This is a genomic window from Streptomyces sp. MnatMP-M17 (assembly GCF_900091995.1).
Classification (GTDB): domain Bacteria; phylum Actinomycetota; class Actinomycetes; order Streptomycetales; family Streptomycetaceae; genus Streptomyces.
Window position 1 is genome coordinate 1 of sequence record NZ_FMDK01000152.1, and the last position, 19,303, is coordinate 19,303.

Consider the following 19,303-nt stretch of genomic DNA (forward strand, 5'->3'; position numbering starts at 1 on the left):
CGCCCAGCGGGTCCGGCCAGGCCGCCGCGCCGTTGAAGGCGATGGTGGCGGTGGTCAGGACCCATGCCGACTGGCGGAGCAGCGGGAAGGGGATACGGATCCAGGTCAGCAGGAGATCGAGCGCGAGCAGGACGCAGATGCCCGCGTCGATACCGATCGGGAAGACCAGTGAGAACTGCCCGAAGCCCTTCTCCTCCGCGAGTTCGCGTACGGCGGCGTAGGACCCCGCGAAGCCGATCGCGGCGATGATGACCGCTCCGAAGACCACGACCCCGATGAGTATCCGGTGCGTGCGTGTCAGCTGCATCGCGGCCACCCGCGATCCCCTCCCGTAAACGACTCCTTATGACGCCGTGCGGCGCCCGGTGACGCCGTGTTCGACGTCGGGCAGTCGGTCAGGTACTCGACAACCGGCACCCGACGGCCCGACATCCGGCGGGCACAGCCTGGCACATGTGTGCGCATGACGTGGCGCGGGTAGGGGAGCCGGGCCCTCGGAAGAGGGCCGGGCTCCGTGGAAAAGTGGAGAAAACGCCCTACTCGGCCTTGGCGGACTCCTGCGCGGAGGACTCACCGGTGGCGGGCGTCTGCCCGGAGCCGGCGGACACTGCCGCCACCGTCTCCTTTGCCGCCTTCACCGCGTCCTTCGACATATCGGCGATGCTGGGCGACTTCGCGCCCGCGTATCCCGCGCCGTTGTAGGTCAGGGTCACGACGACGTTCTCCGTACGGGCCACGACCGTGGCGTACGAGAAGTCCTCGTCGGTCTTCTTGAGCGAGTATGTGACGGTCGTCGCCTCACTGCCGATACCGCTCGACGGAGTCGCCTTGAGCTCCTTGGCGCCCTCTGTGCCCTTGGCCCCGGCGACCTCCTTCGTGTAGTACTCGGTGGCGCGCTTGGCGCCGCTGCCGAGTGTCACGTCGGAGTCGTAGCGGGTGAGGGAGATATCGAGCCAGCGGTACTGCGAGCCCTTGACGCCGTTGTCGTCCAGACCGTTCCAGGAGCAGCTCGCACGCGCGGTGATATCGCTGGATTTGCCGGCCGTACCGCCCTTGACCTTGGCCTTCGGCACGAGCGAGTCGATCGTCTTGCGGCCGAGCGTCGCGCAGGCGTCGGGCAGCCCGGTGAACTTGGCCGGGGCGACCGTCGCGGACGGCTGGGCGGTCGGGCTCGTGGACGAGCCGTCGGCGTCGCCGCCGCCGGAGCCGGACGAGCAGCCGGCGACGACGAGCATCACCGGAACGGCTGCGCAGGCGAGTATGCGGGTGAGTCGCGAGGCTGATCGGTGCATGGTTCCTTCACTCGGTCGTTCGTCCGGTCGTTCGGCCGGTCATTTGTGCGGCCATTCGTACGACCATTTGTCGTACGGTCCGATCGGCCACGGTAACCGGCGAGCCGGGGCCGCGGGGCCTGAAACCGCTCCGAGGACGACCTGAAGTCGTCCCGGAGCCGTCCTGGAGCCGGGGTCCGTCCCTGGCCGAGGAGCGGCCGGGGACGCGGACGGAACCGTTACTCGTCGAGCTCCTCGGCGAGTCTCTTGGCCAATTCCTGGGCCCTGTCCTGCAGTTCTCTGCTGTCGGGTGCGCCGGCGGCGAGCGCGGGCTGCTCGGTGTACCGGACGGTCACGATCACATTGGATGTGCGGAACACCACGCTCACCGTGCGGTGCTGCGCGGCCGAACCGGAGCGCGCGAGGACGTCGTTCAGGAAGGCGGCGTCGCCGAGGCCGTCCAGGAGGCGGGGCTCCAGGCCCTCGGAGGGCGGGGTCTCGGAGGGCGATCCCGCTGATCCGGGCGATCCGGGCGACTCCGAGGCGCCGCCGGAGGGAACGGCCGACGAGGAGGGGCCGGTCTGTGTCGTTGTGTTCGGATTCGTACCGGTATTGGGGTCGCCGTTTTTGGGATCGCCGGCCGATCCGGTGGTGGGGGACGAGCTGCCGGCCGTACCGGCCGTACCGGCCGTACTGGGCGTGGATCCGGTGCTCGTGCCGCTCGGTGGCGGCAGCGCGGCGGAGGTCTCCTTCTTCGCGTAGACCTCCTGCGCCCGGTCGTCGTCGCTCACGGCCGGGTCGTACGACACCACGCGTTCCAGATCGATCACGAGCTGGTGGGAGGCGTCGGTGCCGTCGGCCTTCCAGCTGCAGCCGACGCGGCGGTCCGTGTCGTATGTCACGGCGGCCGTGCCTCCGTACACCTTCGCCTGCTGGTCCTCGGGGAGCGAGGCCGCGCCGGGGAGCAGATCCTTGAGCATGGAGCGCGGTACGGCGCCGCAGGGCTCGCGGAGCGTGCGGTACTTGCCGGGGGCTGCCGCGGTGGCGGTGGTGGGACTGCCCGCCTTGGGGTCGGCGGCCGAGCCGTCGTCCGCGCCGCTGCCGGAGCAACCCGCGACGACCGCCACGAGGAGCGCCGCCAGGCCGGGTAGGTACGCGTGTCGCGCCTTGGGCTGCACGGTCCCGGGCTCCCTTCTGTACGGGGTTCAGCGCGGGGTTCCGCGCGAAAACTGCTTGCCGCCGGATGACGGTCGATGGACACAATGTCTATCGCACGCACCGCCGTCGACGCTGGTCGGCTGTCTCCTTTGACGGTCCCGGTTCCGGTTTTTGCGTTATTCAGACTTTCGGGGGAATCGAGGGGTTATGTCGTATGTAGAGATACCGGGCGCGAAGGTCCCGATCCGTATGTGGGCGGATCCCGCGGCGGTCGACGAGGGCGCGATGCGGCAGCTCCACAATGTTGCCACTCTGCCCTGGATCAAGGGCCTGGCCGTCATGCCGGACGTCCATTACGGCAAGGGCGCGACGGTTGGCTCGGTGATCGCGATGCACGGCGCGGTCTGCCCGGCGGCGGTGGGCGTGGACATCGGCTGCGGAATGTCCGCGGTGAAGACGTCCCTGACGGCGAACGACCTGCCGGGCGACCTCTCCCGCCTCCGCTCCAAGATCGAACAGGCCATCCCGGTGGGCCGGGGTCTGCACGACACCCCGGTGGACCCGCACCGGCTGTACGGCTTCCCGACTGCAGGCTGGGACGACTTCTGGGAGCGGTTCGCAGGAGTGGCAGATTCGGTCAAATTCCGCGAGGAACGTGCCACGAAGCAGATGGGAACGCTCGGTGGAGGCAACCACTTTGTCGAGTTCTGTCTTGATGAGTCAGGATCGGTCTGGCTGATGCTCCACTCCGGATCCCGGAACATCGGTAAGGAGCTGGCCGACCACCACATCGGCGAGGCTCAGAAGCTGCCGCACAACCAGGGCCTGGTCGACAGGGACCTGGCCGTCTTCATCGCGGACACACCACAGATGGCGGAGTACCGGAACGATCTCTTCTGGGCGCAGGAGTACGCGAAGTACAACCGCGCGATCATGATGGGACTCTTCCAGGACGTGGTCCGCAAGGAGTTCAAGAAGGCCAAGGTGACCTTCGACCCGGTCATCTCCTGCCACCACAACTATGTGGCGGAGGAGCGTTACGACGGCATGGATCTGCTGGTCACACGGAAGGGAGCGATCCGTGCGGGCAGCGGGGACTTCGGCATCATCCCGGGCTCGATGGGCACCGGTTCATACATCGTGAAGGGCCTCGGGAACGTGGCGTCGTTCAACTCGGCCTCGCACGGCGCGGGCCGGAAGATGAGCCGCAACGCGGCCAAGCGTCGCTTCTCCACGCGGGACCTGGAGGAGCAGACGCGGGGTGTGGAGTGCCGTAAGGACGCGGGCGTGGTGGACGAGATCCCGGCCGCGTACAAGCCGATCGAGCAGGTCATCGATCAGCAGAGGGACCTGGTGCAGGTCGTGGCGAAGCTGAAGCAGGTCATCTGTGTGAAGGGCTGAACGTCGAGTGCGTCGAGCGCGCTCGCGTTCGGTCAACGGGAGGACCGCCTCCTTTGAGGGTCGGGTCTTTGGTGGTCGGGTCTCTGGTGGTCGGGTCTCTGGTGGTCGGGCCCGAGGCCGGGAGGGCAATCCCGGCTTCGGGCCTTCGAGTGATCAGAGTTCTCGGTGGACCTTGGTGTTGGACGCCTGCGCTCGGGGGCGGACCACCAGGAGGTCGATGTTGACGTGGCTGGGGCGGGTGACCGCCCAGGTGATCGTGTCGGCTACGTCGTCGGCGGTGAGGGGCTCCGCGACGCCCGCGTAGACCTTCGCCGCCTTCTCGGCGTCGCCGCGGAAGCGGGTGGTGGCGAACTCCTCCGTCTTGACCATTCCAGGAGCGATCTCGATCACCCGGACCGGAGTGCCGACGATTTCCAGACGGAGGGTCTCGGCGAGGACACGCGCGCCGTGTTTGGCGGCCACATAGCCCGCGCCGCCCTCGTAGGTGCTGTGACCGGCGGTGGAGGAGAGGACGACGACCGTTCCGTCGCCGCTCGCCGTGAGGGCGGGCAGCAGGGCCTGGGTGAGATTCAGTGTGCCGATGACGTTCGTCTCGTACATCTGACGCCAGTCCGCCGGGTCACCGGTGGCCACGGGATCGGCGCCGAGCGCGCCTCCGGCGTTGTTGACCAGGACGTTTACGGACGGGAAGCCGCCGAGTTCGGCGGCGAAGGCATCGACCGCCGTGCGGTCGGTGACATCGAGGGCGTAGGACGTGGCGAGACGGCCCGCGGCGGTGATCTCCGCGGCGAGCGCCTCGATACGGTCCTTGCGGCGGGCGGTGACGACGACGTGATAGCCGGCTGCGGCGAGCTGCCGCGCGGTGGCGGCGCCGATGCCGCTGCTCGCTCCGGTGATGACGGCGATGGGGCTCCCCGCGGCGGTCATGACGTACTCCTCGCGCGTGTGATCGATGTGGGGCCAGGATAGGCAGGCGGTGCGGGCCGATGTGCTGTCCGTCCGGAGCGCGGACCGGTGTGCGGGCCGGTGCGTGAGGCCCCGTAGTTCACGGTTCAGTGGCCGCGGGGTGCGTACATGATCACTGCCATACCGGCCAGACACACCAGCGCTCCCGTGACATCCCAGCGGTCCGGACGGTAGCCGTCGGCGACCATGCCCCAGGCGATCGAGCCCGCGACGAAGACCCCGCCGTACGCGGCGAGGATACGGCCGAACTCGCCGTCGGGCTGGAGCGTCGCGACAAAGCCGTACGCGCCCAGGGCGATGACTCCGGCGCCGATCCAGATCCAGCCCCGGCCGCCACCTCCACTGCCGTCACCGCGCACGCCCTGCCAGACGAGCCAGGCACCGCCGATCTCGAAGACGGCGGCGATCAGGAAGAGGGCGGCGGAGCGGAGCACGAGCATGCGAACAGCCTGCCATGCGGGTGATCGGAGAGGCGTCGGGCTGACGATTTATCGCTTGCCGCCGGGCCAGCCTCTGCCGTCTGCCTGTCACTGGAGCGGAGACCGGGTGGCGCTGTGCCGTACGGGCCACCTCCGGGCGGGCGGACGAGGCCCGGAGACCACGGTCGATCTCAGGACGGACGGGCGGCCGGACGAGGTGGTCGTCCGGATCGACACGGCCTGGAACGGCGGCGCGAGCGACCGTAACTCCGAGAACCATCAGCACCGGGTGCCGGCTCCGGACACGGGCGACAAGTACGTCTTCTGATCTCCGCTTCTGATCTCCGGTGCCTTCCAGGTGGTCCTTCGGCGATCCGCGGACGTGTCGTCGCCTCCGCTGCTACGCCGCCGCGTTGCCGAACTCCCGTACCGCCTCCTCCACGATCGCCGCCAGCCGGGCGTGGTGCGCGCCGCGCCAGTACACCCGGCCGCATGTCCGGCACTGCGCGAAGACGTCGTACGAACGCTGTGTGCCGTGCTCCAGCTGCTCCTGGACGGAGTCCTTGTCGGCCGTGCCCAGTTCGCCGTTGCAGGCGGTACAGCGTGTCCAGGGCGCGAGGACGGGCGCGAAGCGCTCCAGTACGTCCCGGAGCTGGTCGTCCGGTCGGTCGCTGTAGACATACGCTCCGGCCCAGATCTCGCGCCGCCGCAGCAGCCCGCGGTCCCGGGACAGCATCACGCGGCGTTCCGTGGCGGAGAGGGTGGCCAGCGCCGGATCCCCGAGGTCCTCGCTCTCGTACGCCGCGTCGACGCCCAGCAGCCGCAGCCGCCGAGCGAGCGTGCCGAGATGGACGTCGAGCAGGAAGCGCAACGGCGCGTCCGGCACGCGCTGGGGCCGACTCACGGCTCGTACCTCGACCGTCTCGCCCGCGGCGGGGATATGCGCTACGGGCACTTCGCGGCCGTCGACGAGCAGTGCCCCGACCTCGGTGAGCGGGACACCGAGTGATTCGACGGCATGGCCGAGTGTGGACTTACCGTCGGTGACCACGGCCGTACGTCCCTGGCGCCGCTCGGCTGCCACGAAGAGGCGCAGCTCAGAGGCGAAGCTGATCTGGATCTCCGGTCCGTTCACGCCGTCAGGATGTCATTGGAGGCGGGGAGCGGGCCAGGGTATTCCGGGGCGTCGGGGCAGTGGCGGCGTCATTCTGCTTCGGTGGGCTCAGGGCTGGACTCAAGGCCGGGGTCGAGGCCGGGCTCAAGGTCCAGCCGCCAGTCGTTGCAGCGCATCACATTTCCCGGCGGGAACTCGAAGTCGCATTCGCCCTGGAGAGAGAAACCGGCCCTGAGGCACAGACGGTTCGACGGCGGATTGCCCACGGACGGGAACGCGTGCAGATAGCGATGCTTCTTCTCGGCCCGCGCCATTTCCGCCACGGCCGCAGCCGCCGCGGCGGCGATGCCCTGGCCCTGGAACGCGGTGAGAATCCCCCAGCCCGTCTCGTACACCTCCTGTCCCTGCCAGGTCTTCTCCCAGAACCCGATCGTGCCGACTGCCTCGCCGCCCGGCAGCAGCACGACGCGGAACATACGGCCCTTGCCCGTACGGTCCGCGCTCAGATCGACATACCGTCTGTGCCGTTTGACAAGCTGTTCCTCCGTCTCGGGGCCGCCGAGATGCGTCATCATTTCGGGCGCGTTCGCCGCGCGGAGAAGGCCGAGATCGGTCTCCGACCACGGTTCGAGCCGTACGTGCGGTGCTTTGATCTCCATGTCGAGCACTGTAGGACGGGGGTCTGACATATGAGCCGGAGCTGTGGGCGAGGGTGTGGGTGTGAGGGCGTGGAGCGGATGGTTCAGAGGCCCGAGCGGCCGTACGCCGTGGGCGGTACTCCGACCGTCGCCGTGAAGTCACGTACGAGATGTGCCTGGTCGCTGTAGCCGAGTTCGGAGGCCAGCTCCGCCCAGTCGACCTGTCGGCCCGGGGCCGGGGCCGGGGCTGAGCCGGCGTCCGGGTCGGCGGCCAGGTTGGAGTCCGATCCGGCGGCCGGGTCCGAGGCCGGGCCACTGTCCGTAGTCGCGACCGTGCCCGTGCCCGCGTCCGACTCGGCGCGTTCCAGTGCCTCATGGATCCGGTAGCGCAGGATGACCCACTTCGGTCCCACGCCCACATACGCGGCGAACAGCCGTTGCAGGGAGCGCGTCGAGACTCCTTCCGCCTCGGCGAGCTGCGCCACGCGCCGGATCGTACGGTCCGTCCTGATCCGGTCGGCCAGCGCCATGGCGTGGTCGGCCCCTGGTTCCGGCCGCGGGCCGAGCGCCAGTAGGTATGTGTCGAGCGCGGCCACTCTGGCGTCCTCAGCGGCGTCCTCGGCGGCGTCCTCGGCGGGGCCGAGCACCGCCTCGATGTCCGCGTCCGTCGCCGGCATGACCTCGCCGAGAGGCACCCGCCGTCCCGTCCACTCCGATACGGGCCACCGCGGCGCGAACGGCCGGAAGCCTCCGGGCCTGAACTGCACTCCGCACACCCGGCCCCGCCCTTCCAGCCGCTGTGCGAAAAGTTCCAGGCCGATGCCCGCGACCTCGGCGAAGGGCGGGCTGTCGGGCCCGTGTCCGAAGCGCTGGAAGACCACGTTCACCGAGGGATGCGGCACCACATGGGAGACGTACGGCCGGGCCAGATCCCAGTCGATCAGCCAGTAGTGCTCCAGATACGGCCGCAGGGCCGGCGCCGGTTCGCGGCGCCGGAAACGTACCCGCGCGAACAGCTCGGGAGCGTCGACGATGCCCCGGGTGTCGCGCCGTGGACCGGCCATGGGCAGATCCTATGTCGCGTTTGTTCAAGACGCCGGGAGCAGTCGGTTCATACGGTCGGGGCCATGAGCGACAAGATCAGCAAACTGTTGGAGGTGGCGGCCGACCGTACCGTCACCGTCATTCGCGGTATCACCGACGACCAGCTCACCGCACCGACTCCGTGCAGTGAGTACGACGTGCACGCCCTGGCCGACCATCTCTTCCAGGTCGTCGTCAACTTCCAGGCGCTGGCGGCCAAGAAGGACGCCGATTTCGGTGTCGCCCCGGAGCATCTGGAGGGTGAGTGGCGCGAGCGGTTCGCCGACGAGACCGTACGGCTCGTCGCGGCCTGGGGCGCGCCGGGCGCCGAGGAGGGCACCTCGGGGGCCATGGGGCTGCCGGCCAGAACGGTGGGCGCGATGGTGGTCGGCGACCTGGCCGTGCACGGGTGGGATCTGGCGCGGGCGACGGGACAGCCGTACGAGCCGGATCCGGCGCTCGTCGAGATGCTCGGCGAGGAGTTCGCGGCGCTGGCGCCGACGGCACGGGAGATGGGGATGTTCGGGGAGCCGGTGCCGGTGGCGGAGGACGCCGGTCCGTTCGAGGTGCTGCTGGCCGCGACGGGACGTGACCCGCACTGGAGCCGTCCGTAGCGTCTCGGGATGTCTCGGGACATCTCAGGACGTCCCGTGGACGTTCGCCCTTCCACCGCCCGCGTTACTCAAACCGAACTGGCGAGCTATCGCAGTCCTGGACTGAACGCGTATTCGGCGGGCAGACGTTCTGGCAGACACCACGAACGGCAGCGAATGTGGTGAGAAGGAGCGGATATGGAGATCTCCGGTATTTTCACGGCCATAGTGATCGGCATCGTCATCGGTGTGCTGGGACGGCTCGTTGTCCCAGGGCGCCAGCACATCGGTGTGCTGTGGACGATCGCCGTCGGTATCGTCGCGGCCCTGATCGGTACGGCTCTGGCAGCGGCCGTCGGTGTCGCCGATACGGACGGTCCCGACTGGATCGAGTGGATAATCCAGATCGGTCTGGCGGCGGTGGGTGTCGCCGCGCTGGACCGGGCCAAGGCGCGCCGCTGACCGGGTTTGCCGGGGTGCCTGGCGTGTGCGGGTGTACGGCGCCGGGGGCGGGCGGATGGTCCTCAGGGTGCGGCGGTGTGGGTGTGCAGAGGACGGCCGGCGAGCAGATTCCAGCGGCCACCGCGCCCGCTGAGTTCGGTGAGGGACAGAGGCCGTACGTCAATCCTCCAGAACGACTGCGGGGAGGCGCCGAGGGCGTGGACGGCGGCGGCGCGGACGATGTCGGGTTCCGCCACGGCGATGACGCGTCCGCCCGGGTCCTCGCCGGAGTCGGAGCCGAGGTTGTCGAGCCAGTGGGCGACACGGGTGTGGAAGGTCAGCAAGGACTCTCCGCCATGGGGCGCGGACGTGGGATCGGAGAGCCAGACGGCCACGGACTCCGGTTCCTCGGCGGCCACTTCATCGAGAGTTCTGCCCTGCCAGCGGCCCATCGCGCAGGGTGCGAGGTCGGACAGCGGCTTGGCGTCCAGGCCGAGGATCTCGGCGGTACGGCGACAGCGGTGAGAGGGGGAGACATAGCGGGCGGCGGCGTGGGGGAAGGTCTCCCGTACGGCTTCGGCCTGCCGGAGCCCGAGGGGATCGAGGGCGTCGGGTTCGTTGAGTGCGCTGACTGCGCGGGTGCCGGGGCCAGTGCCAGAGGTGGTGTCGGCGGCGGTGTTCGGACCGGGAGCCGAGATCGGATCCGTATCGCCGCGGTCGGTGCTCTCGAGGAAACGGGCCTCGCGCAGGGCCGTGCTGATTGCCGGTGAGATGAGCGTCACCCGGGTCGTCATACGGCTCTCCTCGCTCGGGTCCTGGCTGGTCCTTGCAGGCCTGTCGCAGGTCTGGCGCCGGTCGAGGTCCTCTTGGCCCGTCTGTCGGTTCGCGATACCTTCACGTCGATATCACGACGGCGGGACGGAAGTCCGGTGAGAGTCCGGCACGGTCGCGCCACTGTATGCCGGGTGTCGGCTGCGCAACAGCGCAGCGGAGCCCGGTCAGTCAGACCCGACGGCCGTCGTTCGAGCTCCACCGAATGGGACGCGAGTTCCCCAAGGAGGTTCCGCCATGGCTGAGTCCATAGCCCCGCCGACCGTTTCGCCCGTCAGCGTCAAGGTGACTCCGCTTCCACTGCGCGCGGTTCTGCCGTGGGCGGTGTTCGTAGGCACTCTGATGCTGGTGCTGCTGTACTTCGTCGGCGCCGAGCAGGGCGCGACGTCGGTGTTCTCGGGTGAGGGTGTGCATGAGTGGGTGCACGACGGCCGTCATCTGCTCGGGTTTCCCTGCCACTGAGCGCTGACGGAGATCACGCACATGCATGCTTCCACCGTCAGAACTCTCCTGGTCCGCGGCATGATCGCGGGTGTGCTGGCCGGGCTCTTCGCGTTCGCGCTGGCGTATCTGGCCGGTGAGCCTTCCATACGGGACTCCATCGCGCTGGAGGAGACCCACTCGGCACCGGCAGCGGAGCACGCGCACGCAGCGGCAACGGCGCACGAGCACGGCGAAGAAGAGGAGGAACTGGTCAGCCGGCCGGTCCAGTCGACGTTCGGGCTGGCCACCGGTGTCCTGGTGTACGGAGTGGCCCTGGGCGGAATCGCCTCGCTGGTCTTCTCCGTCTGTCTGGGCAGGATCGGCGGATTCGGACCGAGGGCGACCGCGGCGCTGATCGCGGGAGCGGCCTTCGTCACGGTCTATCTGGTGCCGTTCCTGAAGTATCCGGCGACCCCGCCCGCGGTGGGCAACCCGGACACCATCGGTAAGCGCACCACGCTGTTCTTCCTGATGATCGTGCTCAGCGTGCTGCTGGCCGTCGTCGCCGTCATCGCGGGCAGACGGCTCGCTCCGAAGCTGGGTAATTGGAACGCGTCCGTTGTCGCCGGTGCCGGTTATGTCGTCGCCGTGGCGGTCGCCTGTCTTGTTCTGCCCGCCAACTCCGATGCGGTTCGGGAAACCTTCCCGGCTGCTCTTCTCTGGGAATTCCGGCTGGCGTCGCTCGCCGTGCAGGCGCTGCTGTGGACGGCCTTCGGGCTGATCTTCGGCGCGCTGGCCGAGCGGGTGCTCCAGCCCGGCGGCCCGGGAGCCTCCGCGGCGAGGGCGGACACCGATGGTGTCACCTCGCCGGTGAGGACCGTCGGCTGACGTTCCGTCCGCCCGGCTCTTCCGAGAGAACTGGCGATCCGCTGGCGAGCGCACCCAGCCGCCCCATTCGCACAGCCACATGCCGACGGCTACGTCCGGCCGAGGTGGGGCGGCCTGGGCGGCGCGGGCGGTACCGGGAGCCGGATACCTGGGTTCTCGAAGCCGAAGCGGCAAAGCGCGAGCCGCGCCGCGTGATCCGCTGCGCCACAGGACTCGCGGGAGGACGAGGTGGGTGTGCGCTCCGGGCCGGGGGCCGTCGGAGGCGAGCGCGGGCCCGCCGAGGGCGGGGGATGACTGGACAGTAGAGTGTGGGGCCGGTCTTTCTCCAGCTCAGAAGCGCAGAGGTGTATCGCAGTGAGCGCAGCACCGTCTCCCGCCGTAGCGCACGTGGTGACCGTCGTGGGGATCGGTGCCGACGGCTGGGCAGGGCTCTCCGGCGTGGGACAGGAGGCTCTGCGGGCGGCCGAGGTGGTGGTCGGCGGGGCACGGCAGTTGGCGCTGCTGCCGGAGGGCGAGTGTGCGGGTGAGCGGGTGGTGTGGCCGTCGCCGTTGCGGCCCGCCGTGCCTCGGGTGCTCGCGGCCCATGCGGGCCGGCTGATCTGTGTGCTGGCGAGCGGGGACCCGATGTTCTACGGGATCGGGCGGACGCTCGCGGAGATGGTGGGGGCCGGGGCGCTGCGGGTGCTGCCGCATCCGTCGTCCGTGTCGTATGCCTGCGCCCGGCTCGGCTGGCCGGTGGAGGACACGGAGGTTGTCACCCTGGTCGGCCGTCCCGCTGAGCGTCTCGCCGCCGTCCTGCACGACGGCCGTCGGGTGCTCGTACTCAGCGCGGGCGCGGAGACACCGGCCAAGGTGGCGGCGCTGCTGCGGGACCGGGGTTTCGGGCCGAGCCGTATGCACGTACTCGAACAACTCGGCGGCGGGGAACGGGAACGGTGTGTCGAGGGCCTCGCGCAGGACTGGGCCGAGCCGTCCGGCGATCCGCTGAACGTCGTGGCGGTCGAATGCCGTCGCTCGCCGGACGCGGTGCGGCTCGGCGCCGTACCGGGCCTGCCGGACGCCGCGTACGAACACGACGGCCAGCTCACCAAGCGCCATGTCCGGGCCGCGACGTTGGGCGCGCTGGCGCCCGCGCCGGGAGAGCTGCTGTGGGACGTCGGCGGCGGGTCGGGTTCGATCGCCGTCGAGTGGATGCGTACGCACCGGTCCTGCCGCGCGGTCTCGGTGGAGCGGGATCCGGTGCGGGCGGTACGGATCGGGCGCAACGCGCGGGCGCTCGGCGTGCCCGGTCTGCGGGTCGTCACCGGTGCCGCGCCCGAGGCGCTGGCGGGACTGCCGGTACCGGACGCGGTGTTCGTCGGAGGCGGGCTGACCGTGCCGGGGCTGCTGGACGCCTGCTGGGACGCGCTGCCGGTGGGCGGTCGGCTGGTCGCGAACACGGTGACGCTGGAGTCCGAGGCGCTGCTGGCCGAGCGGTACCGCCGCTTCGGCGGCGAACTGGTACGGCTGGCTGTCGCGCACGCCGTGCCGGTGGGTGGATTCACGGGCTGGCGGCAGGCGATGCCGGTGACGCAGTGGGCGGTCGTGAAGGGTCCGGACGCGGCCCCGGGTGCGGGCTCGGGTGTGGATGTGGCTGTGGATGTGGCTCCGGGCTTTCCGTACGTTCCCTCAGGAGGTCAACGATGACGGTGTACTTCATCGGTGCCGGTCCCGGCGCCGCCGACCTGATCACGGTACGGGGAGCTCGCAGGCTCGCCTCGTGCGGCGTGTGTCTGTACGCGGGCAGCCTGGTGCCGCGTGAACTCCTGGTCGAGTGCCCGCCGGACGCGCGGCTGATCGATACCGCGCGGATGGATCTGGACGCGATCACGGCGGAGCTGGTCCGGGCCCACGAGGAGGGCCAGGACGTGGCCCGGCTGCACTCCGGCGACCCGTCGGTCTTCAGCGCGGTCGCGGAACAGATGCGGCGGCTGGACGCGGCGTGCGTGCCGTACGAGGTGGTCCCGGGGGTACCGGCCTTCGCCGCGGCGGCGGCGGCGCTGAAGCGTGAGCTGACGGTACCGACGGTCGGCCAGACGGTGATCCTGACGCGGATCGCCCAGCGCGCAACCCCCATGCCGGAGGGCGAGGACCTGGCGACGCTCGGCCGGAGCGGTGCGCTGCTGGTGCTCCACCTCGCGGCGGGATACGTGGACCGGGTGGTCCGGGAACTGATCCCGCACTACGGCGCGGCCTGCCCGGCCGCGGTGGTCGCGATGGCCAGCCGCCCCGACGAACTGGTCCTGCGCGGCACGCTGGACGACATCGCAGGACAGATGAAGGAGGCGGGTGTGGTACGGACGGCGGTGATCATGGTGGGCCGAACGCTGGGAGCGGAACAGTTCCGGGACAGCCACCTGTACTCCCCGGAGAGGGAGCGCCCCCACGTGTGCTGACGGGTGTAGGAATGTCCGATTCGACGCGAGCGCCCGGCGAGGACGCGGTCCGCGCATAAACGTACAGGTAGGCAGGCCGAAGAGGGCGAGCACATCAACGCGGTCCTGTGGAAGTGGTGGATGGAGGCGATGTTCGACAGCCGTCCCGGCCGTGAGCAGCGACTCGCCGAGGCCGATGCCGGGCGCAACCTTGTTCCGTTGCCCCGACTGGTGGGTGGGGGTGGCGCGGAGGAGTGAGTGGCCCCGAGCGTGGCTGGACTACCTCGGCTCGCTGCGGCCCACTACCGTGCCCGCTCTGTCGATGCAGATGACGTCGACCAGTACCGGTGCCCCGCGCAGGACCCTCAGCGCCTCGTCGCGTGCCCTGGTGGCGACCAGGTTGCCCAGTGGGATGTCCTGGGACTGGCACAGCTGGAGTGCCGCCAGGCCTGTGTTGGCCTGGGAGACCTCCGTTGCCAAGGCGGCGTCCGCGCCGGCGTCGGCCGCGAGTGTCGCGAGGAAGGACTTGTCCACCTGGGAGCGGGACGAGTGGAGGTCCAGATGGCCTGCGGCCAGTTTGGAGAGTTTGGCGAAGCCGCCGCAGAGGGTGAGCCGGGGGACCGGATGGCGGCGGAGATAGGTGAGGACCGCGCCGGCGAAGTCGCCCATGTCCAGCAGGGCGTCCTCGGGCAGGGCGTATTCGGTACGGACGGTCCGCTCGGAGGTTGAGCCCGTGCAGCCCGCCACATGCGTACGGCCCGCCGCGCGGGCCACATCCACGCCTCGGCGGATGGAGTCGATCCAGGCCGAGCAGGAGTACGGGACCACGATGCCCGTCGTACCGAGGATGGACAGGCCGCCCAGGATGCCCAGTCTCGGGTTCCAGGTGGAGCGGGCGATCTCCTCGCCGTTGTCGACCGAGACCGTTATCTCCACGTCGCCCGCTCCGCCGTGGCGCTCCGCCACCTCCGCCACCTGCGCGCGCATCAACTGGCGCGGCACCGGGTTGATCGCCGGTTCGCCCACCTCCAGAGGCAGTCCCGGGCGCGTGACCGTGCCCACGCCCGGCCCGGCGCGGAAGACGACGCCCGAGCCCGGTGGCAGCAGCCGCACCGTCGAGCGGATCAGGGCGCCGTGCGTGACGTCCGGATCGTCGCCCGCATCCTTGATCACTCCGGCCATCGCCCAGGCCTCGGACTGCTCCCCGGCCAGTTCTCCGGCCAGTTCCCCGGCCGCCAGTGCGAAGCTCGGCGTCTGGCCCTTGGGGAGAGTGATCGTCACCGGGTCGGGGAACTCGGCCGTCAGCAGGGCGGTGTACGCCGCCTTTGTCGCCGCCGTCGCGCATGCGCCCGTCGTCCAGCCGTGCCGTAGCCCGGTGTGCTTGAGCTGGGCGCCGCGCCCGCCCGCTGTTCCTGGCCCATCAGACACATGGTCCCCTTGTCGTATCCGTTGTCCGCTTCGTCGTCCGCCTCAGACAGGTCCGCCTCAGACAAGGAAGACTCGCCGCCGATGAGTGAACCGTTCCATGTGCTGATCCTCGGCGGGACCACCGAGTCGCGCCGCCTCGCCGAGAGCCTGTACGGCCACGACGGTACGTACGGCCACGACGGTACGTACCGTCCCGGGCTCCGGGTCACCAGTTCTCTCGCCGGGCGCGTCACCCGGCCCGTACCGCCGCCGGGAGAGATACGGATCGGCGGGTTCGGCGGCGCCGAAGGGCTGGCGCGCTGGCTGCGCGAGCATCGCGTGGACGCGCTCATCGACGCCACTCATCCCTTCGCCGCAACGATCAGCCGGAACGCGGCGCTCGCCGCCGACGACGCCCATGTTCCACTGCTGGCGGTACGCCGTCCCTCGTGGGTGCCGGTCGCGGGCGACGACTGGCATTCGGTCGGTTCGCTGGCGGAGGCCGCCGAGGCGCTGGCCGCGCTGTCCGCACTGTCCGCGGTTCCCGGGCGGCGGCGCAGAGTCTTCCTCACCACCGGACGGACGGGGCTCGCGGCCTTCGCCCGGCTCGACGGACCGTGGTTCCTCGTACGGTCCGTGGACGCGCCCGAACCGCCGTATCCCGCCCGTATGGAGACGATCCTCGACCGTGGGCCCTTCACGCTCGACGGCGAGCGGGAACTCCTGCGCCGCCATCGCATCGACACCGTCGTGACCAAGGACAGCGGCGGCGCGGCCACCGCGCCCAAACTCACCGCCGCCCGCGAGACCGGACTGCCCGTCGTCGTCGTACGTCGGCCGCCGACGCCGGAGGGCGTGGCCGTGGTGGGCAGCGCGGCGGAGGCGGTCGCGTGGCTGCGTCAGCTCTCCGGGCTCGGGTCCGAGGCGCTTGGCTCCGGTGGGCTGGGCTCCGAAGCGCTGGGCTCTGAGGCCGAGCCGTGTGCTTCCGGCGCGCCCGGTCCGTCGGACGACCGCGCGTCCGGGTAGCGGCGCGGCGTCCAGACGATCTCCTGGTGGTCACCGCCACTGGCACCTTCCCCACCGCTGCCGACCGGACCACGCCGTGCCGTCACCGTCTGCGAGGAGCCCACCAGCAGGATCGTCCGCATGTCGACCTGCGCCGGATCGAGATCGGCCAGCCGTACGATCCGTACGCTCTCCTCCGTCCCGCCCACATCGCGGCCGACGACGACGGGAGTGTCCGGCGCACGGTGTTCCAGCAGCAGTTCACGGGCCTTGCCGACCTGCCAGGTACGGCTGCGCGAGCCCGGGTTGTAGAGCGCGAGCACCAGGTCCGCCGCCGCTGCCGCGTGCAGCCGTTCGGCGATGACCTCCCACGGTTTGAGCCGGTCGGAGAGCGAGAGCACGGCGTAGTCGTGGCCGAGCGGCGCGCCCACGCGCGCGGCGGTGGCGTTGGCGGCGGTCACGCCCGGGAGCACACGTACGGGAACGTCCCTGTACGGATCGGCCGAGGCCACCTCCAGTACGGCCGTGGCCATCGCGAAGACTCCCGGATCGCCGCCGGAGACCACGGCCACGCGCCGGCCGCGCCGCGCCAGATCGAGGGCGAACTCCGCGCGCTCGGACTCCACCTTGTTGTCGGAGCCGTGCCGTCGCTGCCCTGGACGGACCGGCACACGGTCCAGATAGGTGGTGTAGCCGACGAGATCGTCGGCCGCGGCCAGTGCGCCGCGCGTCTCGGGCGTCAGCCACAGCGGTCCCGCCGGTCCCGTACCGACGACGACCACGTCACCGGTCTCTGTCCCGGCCTCGGTCTCTGTCCCGGCCTCGGTCTCGGTTTCTGTCCCGGTCTCGGACTCTTGAGAGACAGGACGGGTGGAGACACGACGGGCGTCGGCACGGCTCGGCAGCACCGCCACCGAGAAGTACGGAACGGAGTCCGGATCGATGTCGGCCAGCGTGCCGGTGCGCTCGCCGCTCATGGTGGCGCGTTCGACGTACCGCGCGTCCGCGAGCCGGCCGGCCCGCTCGACGGCCCGTCGTACGGCCGGGAAGGTACGGCCGAGCTTCATCACCACGGCCGAGTCGGCCGAGGCCAGCCGGGCCGTCAGCTCTTCCTCGGGCAGTGTGCCGGGCAGGATCGTCAGCACCTCCTCGCCCTCGACGAGTGGCGTGCCGAGCTGGGCCGCGGCGGCGCTGACGGAGGTGACGCCGGGTATGACCTCCGTCGGATAACGGTCCGCCAGCCGCTTGTGCATATGCATGTACGAGCCGTAGAAGAGCGGATCGCCCTCGGCGATGACGGCCACGGTGCGGCCGGCGTCGAGATGTACGGCGAGGCGGGCGGCCGACTCGGCGTAGAAGTCCTCCATCGCGCCTCGGTAGCCGCCGGGATGGTCGGTGGTGCCGATGGTGACCGGGTAGACCAGCGGCTCTTCCAAGTGGTCCGGACGCAGATGTTCCGCGGCTATGGAACGGGCTATGGAACGGCCGTGGCGCGCGCTGTGGTACGCGATCACATCGGCCTCGGCGATGACCTGGACGGCGCGTACGGTCATGAGGGACGGATCGCCCGGGCCGAGGCCGACTCCGTACAACCGGCCGGTGCGGGTGCCGTCCGTGGAGGTGCGGCCCGTGGTGGCGGTGCCGTCCGTACCAGTGCTGCCGCCGTTGATGCCGGTGCCGGCGCTCGTTCCGGACGGCGTCATGCTGTGCGCGTTCACTCTTCCTCGCTCGCGATCGCGTTGATGGCCGCCGCCGCGATGGCGCTGCCGCCGCGCCGTCCGCGTACGACCAGGTGCTCAAGTCCGGCAGGATGCCCGGCGAGCGCGGCCTTGGACTCGGCCGCGCCGATGAAACCGACCGGTACGCCGATGACCGCCGCCGGGCGTGGCGCGCCCGCCTCGACCATCTCCAGCAGCCGGAAGAGCGCGGTCGGCGCGTTCCCGACGGCCACCACCGCGCCCTCCAGCCGGTCGCGCCACAGCTCCAGGGCGGCGGCGCTGCGCGTGGTACCCAACTCGGCGGCGAGCGCCGGGACGGACGGGTCGGACAGGGTGCAGACCACCTCGTTGGCCGCGGGCAGCCGCTTACGGGTGACTCCGCTGGCGACCATCGCGACATCGCACAGGATCGGCGCGCCCGCGCGCAGGGCCTCACGGGCGCGGGCCACGACACCGGGCGTGAAGGCCAGATCGCGCACCAGGTCGACCATGCCGCAGGCGTGGATCATCCGGACCGCGACCTGGGAGACATCGGCGGGCAGCCCGGCGAGGTCCGCCTCGGCGCGGATCGTGGCGAAGGACTGGCGGTAGATCGCCGCGCCGTCCTTCTCGTAGTCGAACACCGTGGGCTCGTTCACCCGGGGCTCATCCACCGTGGGCTCGTTCACCGTCGACTCATTCACCCTGGGCTCGTTGGGCACTGTGGTCTCGCTCATCTCGTCACTGGGGTCATGCGTGCCGTCGCCACCGCGTCGGCGAGCTCCGGTCCTGGTGCGGTCACCGCTGTGCCTGCTCTTACGCCTGCTGTCGCGGTCGACGTCGCCGCCGCTGTCGCGGCAGCCGTCGGGACTCTCCCCCGTACGGTGACGCGGTAGCCGCCCTCGGCCGTCGCGACCACGTCCACCCGGGCTCCCTGCGGATGGCCGCAGCGGCGCTCGCAGCCCGACCAGTAGACCGGCAGCGCGTCACGGCCGGCCGTCGGGTGCCGCAGCGCCTCGGTCGCGTCCGCCCGTACGTCCGCAAGCGCCTTCGTGCACCCGGGCCGGCCGGTGCAGGCGCCTACGCCGTACCAGAGGGAGTCGTGATCGGTGATCAGTCCGGCGATGCGGAGACGTTTCAGCAGCTCGTCGGCCGTGGCGGGCTCCAGCCCAGGCACGATCACGCCACGCCAGGGCGTGACGCGCAGAGCGGCGGCCGGATCGGCGCCGTCTCGCGCGCTGCCGGGCGTGCTGCCTGACGCACTGCCTCGCGCGCCGCCTCGCGCCGATGTCAGCAGCCGCAACTGTGCCGCGCTCAGCCGTCCCAGCGGTGCGTGGACGGACAGGGCCACGGTGCCGTCGGGGGAGTGGATCAGCCCTGGAAGCGGAGGCTCGCCTTCGCCTTCTCCTACGCGGGCTTCCGCCACGCAGTCCGATACGTACTCCGCGGCTACGTACTCCGCGGCGATGTCCGCCCTCGTCAGCCGTGACGCCACCGCCGCGTCCAGCTCGTGGCCGGGCGGCAGCTCCCGTACCCGCCAGGCGCCCGAGCCGC

At 70.6% G+C, this 19,303-nt stretch carries 20 protein-coding genes, 2 pseudogenes and 1 riboswitch; of the genes and pseudogenes, 9 read left to right on the top strand and 13 right to left on the bottom strand.

What is annotated here, in order from left to right; genetic code table 11:
* From GA0115259_RS07910 to GA0115259_RS07920, 3 genes are all read right to left on the bottom strand, one after another.
* On the bottom strand, positions 1 to 316 hold a 316-nt coding region (locus GA0115259_RS07910), incomplete at its 3' end, for a DUF2637 domain-containing protein (protein WP_141716483.1).
* Positions 317 to 536: 220 nt separating this feature from the next.
* Entirely contained in the window at positions 537 to 1,292 is a 756-nt protein-coding gene (locus GA0115259_RS07915; protein ID WP_093592901.1) for a DUF3558 domain-containing protein, read from the bottom strand.
* A 218-nt stretch (positions 1,293 to 1,510) separates the two neighbouring features.
* Complete coding sequence (locus GA0115259_RS07920; RefSeq protein WP_093592904.1) at positions 1,511 to 2,449, bottom strand: hypothetical protein; 939 nt, start codon at positions 2,447 to 2,449, stop codon at positions 1,511 to 1,513.
* 187 nt (positions 2,450 to 2,636) lie between these two features.
* On the opposite strand from GA0115259_RS07920, the gene GA0115259_RS07925 reads away from it, so the two are divergent.
* Positions 2,637 to 3,830: an RtcB family protein gene (locus GA0115259_RS07925; protein WP_093592907.1), complete on the top strand. Its 1,194-nt coding sequence runs from the start codon at positions 2,637 to 2,639 to the stop codon at positions 3,828 to 3,830.
* Between the two features lie 153 nt (positions 3,831 to 3,983).
* Here GA0115259_RS07925 and GA0115259_RS07930 read toward each other — a convergent pair whose 3' ends face one another.
* On the bottom strand, positions 3,984 to 4,757 hold the full coding sequence (locus GA0115259_RS07930) for an SDR family NAD(P)-dependent oxidoreductase (protein ID WP_093592910.1): 774 nt from the start codon (positions 4,755 to 4,757) through the stop codon (positions 3,984 to 3,986).
* A 125-nt stretch (positions 4,758 to 4,882) separates the two neighbouring features.
* Positions 4,883 to 5,236: a YnfA family protein gene (locus GA0115259_RS07935; protein WP_093592913.1), complete on the bottom strand. Its 354-nt coding sequence runs from the start codon at positions 5,234 to 5,236 to the stop codon at positions 4,883 to 4,885.
* A 55-nt stretch (positions 5,237 to 5,291) separates the two neighbouring features.
* Here GA0115259_RS07935 and GA0115259_RS07940 point away from each other — a divergent pair, with 55 nt between their 5' ends.
* Positions 5,292 to 5,543, top strand: coding sequence for a hypothetical protein (locus GA0115259_RS07940; protein ID WP_141716484.1), 252 nt, complete (start codon positions 5,292 to 5,294; stop codon positions 5,541 to 5,543).
* A gap of 72 nt (positions 5,544 to 5,615) precedes the next feature.
* Here GA0115259_RS07940 and GA0115259_RS07945 read toward each other — a convergent pair whose 3' ends face one another.
* The 3 genes from GA0115259_RS07945 to GA0115259_RS07955 form a co-directional block, all read right to left on the bottom strand.
* Positions 5,616 to 6,350 carry a Mut7-C RNAse domain-containing protein gene (locus tag GA0115259_RS07945; RefSeq protein ID WP_093592919.1) on the bottom strand — a complete coding sequence of 245 codons (735 nt, stop codon included), beginning with the start codon at positions 6,348 to 6,350 and terminating at the stop codon, positions 5,616 to 5,618.
* A gap of 68 nt (positions 6,351 to 6,418) precedes the next feature.
* Positions 6,419 to 6,988, bottom strand: a complete 570-nt coding sequence (locus tag GA0115259_RS07950) for a GNAT family N-acetyltransferase (protein ID WP_093592951.1) — start codon at positions 6,986 to 6,988, stop codon at positions 6,419 to 6,421.
* Positions 6,989 to 7,071: 83 nt separating this feature from the next.
* Positions 7,072 to 8,031, bottom strand: a complete 960-nt coding sequence (locus tag GA0115259_RS07955) for a helix-turn-helix domain-containing protein (RefSeq protein WP_093592922.1) — start codon at positions 8,029 to 8,031, stop codon at positions 7,072 to 7,074.
* A gap of 63 nt (positions 8,032 to 8,094) precedes the next feature.
* Here GA0115259_RS07955 and GA0115259_RS07960 point away from each other — a divergent pair, with 63 nt between their 5' ends.
* Both GA0115259_RS07960 and GA0115259_RS07965 read left to right on the top strand, forming a co-directional pair.
* Entirely contained in the window at positions 8,095 to 8,664 is a 570-nt protein-coding gene (locus tag GA0115259_RS07960) for a TIGR03086 family metal-binding protein (protein ID WP_093592925.1), read from the top strand.
* A gap of 177 nt (positions 8,665 to 8,841) precedes the next feature.
* The gene (locus GA0115259_RS07965; RefSeq protein ID WP_093592928.1) at positions 8,842 to 9,105 is read left to right on the top strand and encodes a GlsB/YeaQ/YmgE family stress response membrane protein; all 264 of its coding nucleotides are present in this window, start codon (positions 8,842 to 8,844) and stop codon (positions 9,103 to 9,105) included.
* Between the two features lie 62 nt (positions 9,106 to 9,167).
* Here the strand turns inward: GA0115259_RS07965 and GA0115259_RS07970 are convergent, their stop codons facing one another.
* Positions 9,168 to 9,878 carry a histidine phosphatase family protein gene (locus tag GA0115259_RS07970; protein WP_093592932.1) on the bottom strand — a complete coding sequence of 237 codons (711 nt, stop codon included), beginning with the start codon at positions 9,876 to 9,878 and terminating at the stop codon, positions 9,168 to 9,170.
* A 68-nt stretch (positions 9,879 to 9,946) separates the two neighbouring features.
* A riboswitch (cobalamin riboswitch) is annotated at positions 9,947 to 10,115 on the top strand.
* A gap of 37 nt (positions 10,116 to 10,152) precedes the next feature.
* Here GA0115259_RS07970 and GA0115259_RS07975 point away from each other — a divergent pair.
* The 4 genes from GA0115259_RS07975 (at position 10,153) to cobM (ending at position 13,661) form a co-directional block, all read left to right on the top strand.
* Complete coding sequence (locus tag GA0115259_RS07975) at positions 10,153 to 10,377, top strand: CbtB domain-containing protein (RefSeq protein ID WP_093592935.1); 225 nt, start codon at positions 10,153 to 10,155, stop codon at positions 10,375 to 10,377.
* Positions 10,378 to 10,398: 21 nt separating this feature from the next.
* On the top strand, positions 10,399 to 11,226 hold the full coding sequence (locus GA0115259_RS07980; protein WP_093592938.1) for a CbtA family protein: 828 nt from the start codon (positions 10,399 to 10,401) through the stop codon (positions 11,224 to 11,226).
* Positions 11,227 to 11,580: 354 nt separating this feature from the next.
* Positions 11,581 to 12,912, top strand: a complete 1,332-nt coding sequence (gene cbiE, locus GA0115259_RS07985; protein ID WP_093592941.1) for a precorrin-6y C5,15-methyltransferase (decarboxylating) subunit CbiE — start codon at positions 11,581 to 11,583, stop codon at positions 12,910 to 12,912.
* A complete protein-coding gene (gene cobM / locus GA0115259_RS07990; RefSeq protein WP_093592944.1) occupies positions 12,909 to 13,661 on the top strand; it encodes a precorrin-4 C(11)-methyltransferase in 753 nt (250 codons plus the stop codon). The genes cbiE and cobM overlap by 4 nt, the downstream gene beginning before the upstream one ends.
* Positions 13,662 to 13,919: 258 nt before the next feature.
* Here the strand turns inward: cobM and GA0115259_RS07995 are convergent, their stop codons facing one another.
* Entirely contained in the window at positions 13,920 to 15,068 is a 1,149-nt protein-coding gene (locus tag GA0115259_RS07995; protein WP_176732475.1) for a cobalt-precorrin-5B (C(1))-methyltransferase, read from the bottom strand.
* 81 nt (positions 15,069 to 15,149) lie between these two features.
* On the opposite strand from GA0115259_RS07995, the pseudogene GA0115259_RS08000 reads away from it, so the two are divergent.
* Positions 15,150 to 15,953, top strand: a pseudogene (locus tag GA0115259_RS08000) (cobalt-precorrin-6A reductase); the annotation flags it as partial.
* Here GA0115259_RS08000 and GA0115259_RS08005 read toward each other — a convergent pair.
* The 3 genes and pseudogenes from GA0115259_RS08005 to GA0115259_RS40070 all read right to left on the bottom strand — a co-directional run.
* Positions 15,947 to 17,755 (bottom strand): precorrin-2 C(20)-methyltransferase, encoded by a 1,809-nt coding sequence (locus tag GA0115259_RS08005; protein ID WP_093592954.1) that lies wholly within the window; start codon positions 17,753 to 17,755, stop codon positions 15,947 to 15,949. The pseudogene GA0115259_RS08000 and the gene GA0115259_RS08005 overlap by 7 nt on opposite strands.
* A gap of 11 nt (positions 17,756 to 17,766) precedes the next feature.
* Entirely contained in the window at positions 17,767 to 18,393 is a 627-nt protein-coding gene (locus tag GA0115259_RS08010; RefSeq protein WP_093592957.1) for a precorrin-8X methylmutase, read from the bottom strand.
* An 89-nt stretch (positions 18,394 to 18,482) separates the two neighbouring features.
* Positions 18,483 to 19,303: pseudogene (locus GA0115259_RS40070) on the bottom strand (hypothetical protein); the annotation flags it as partial.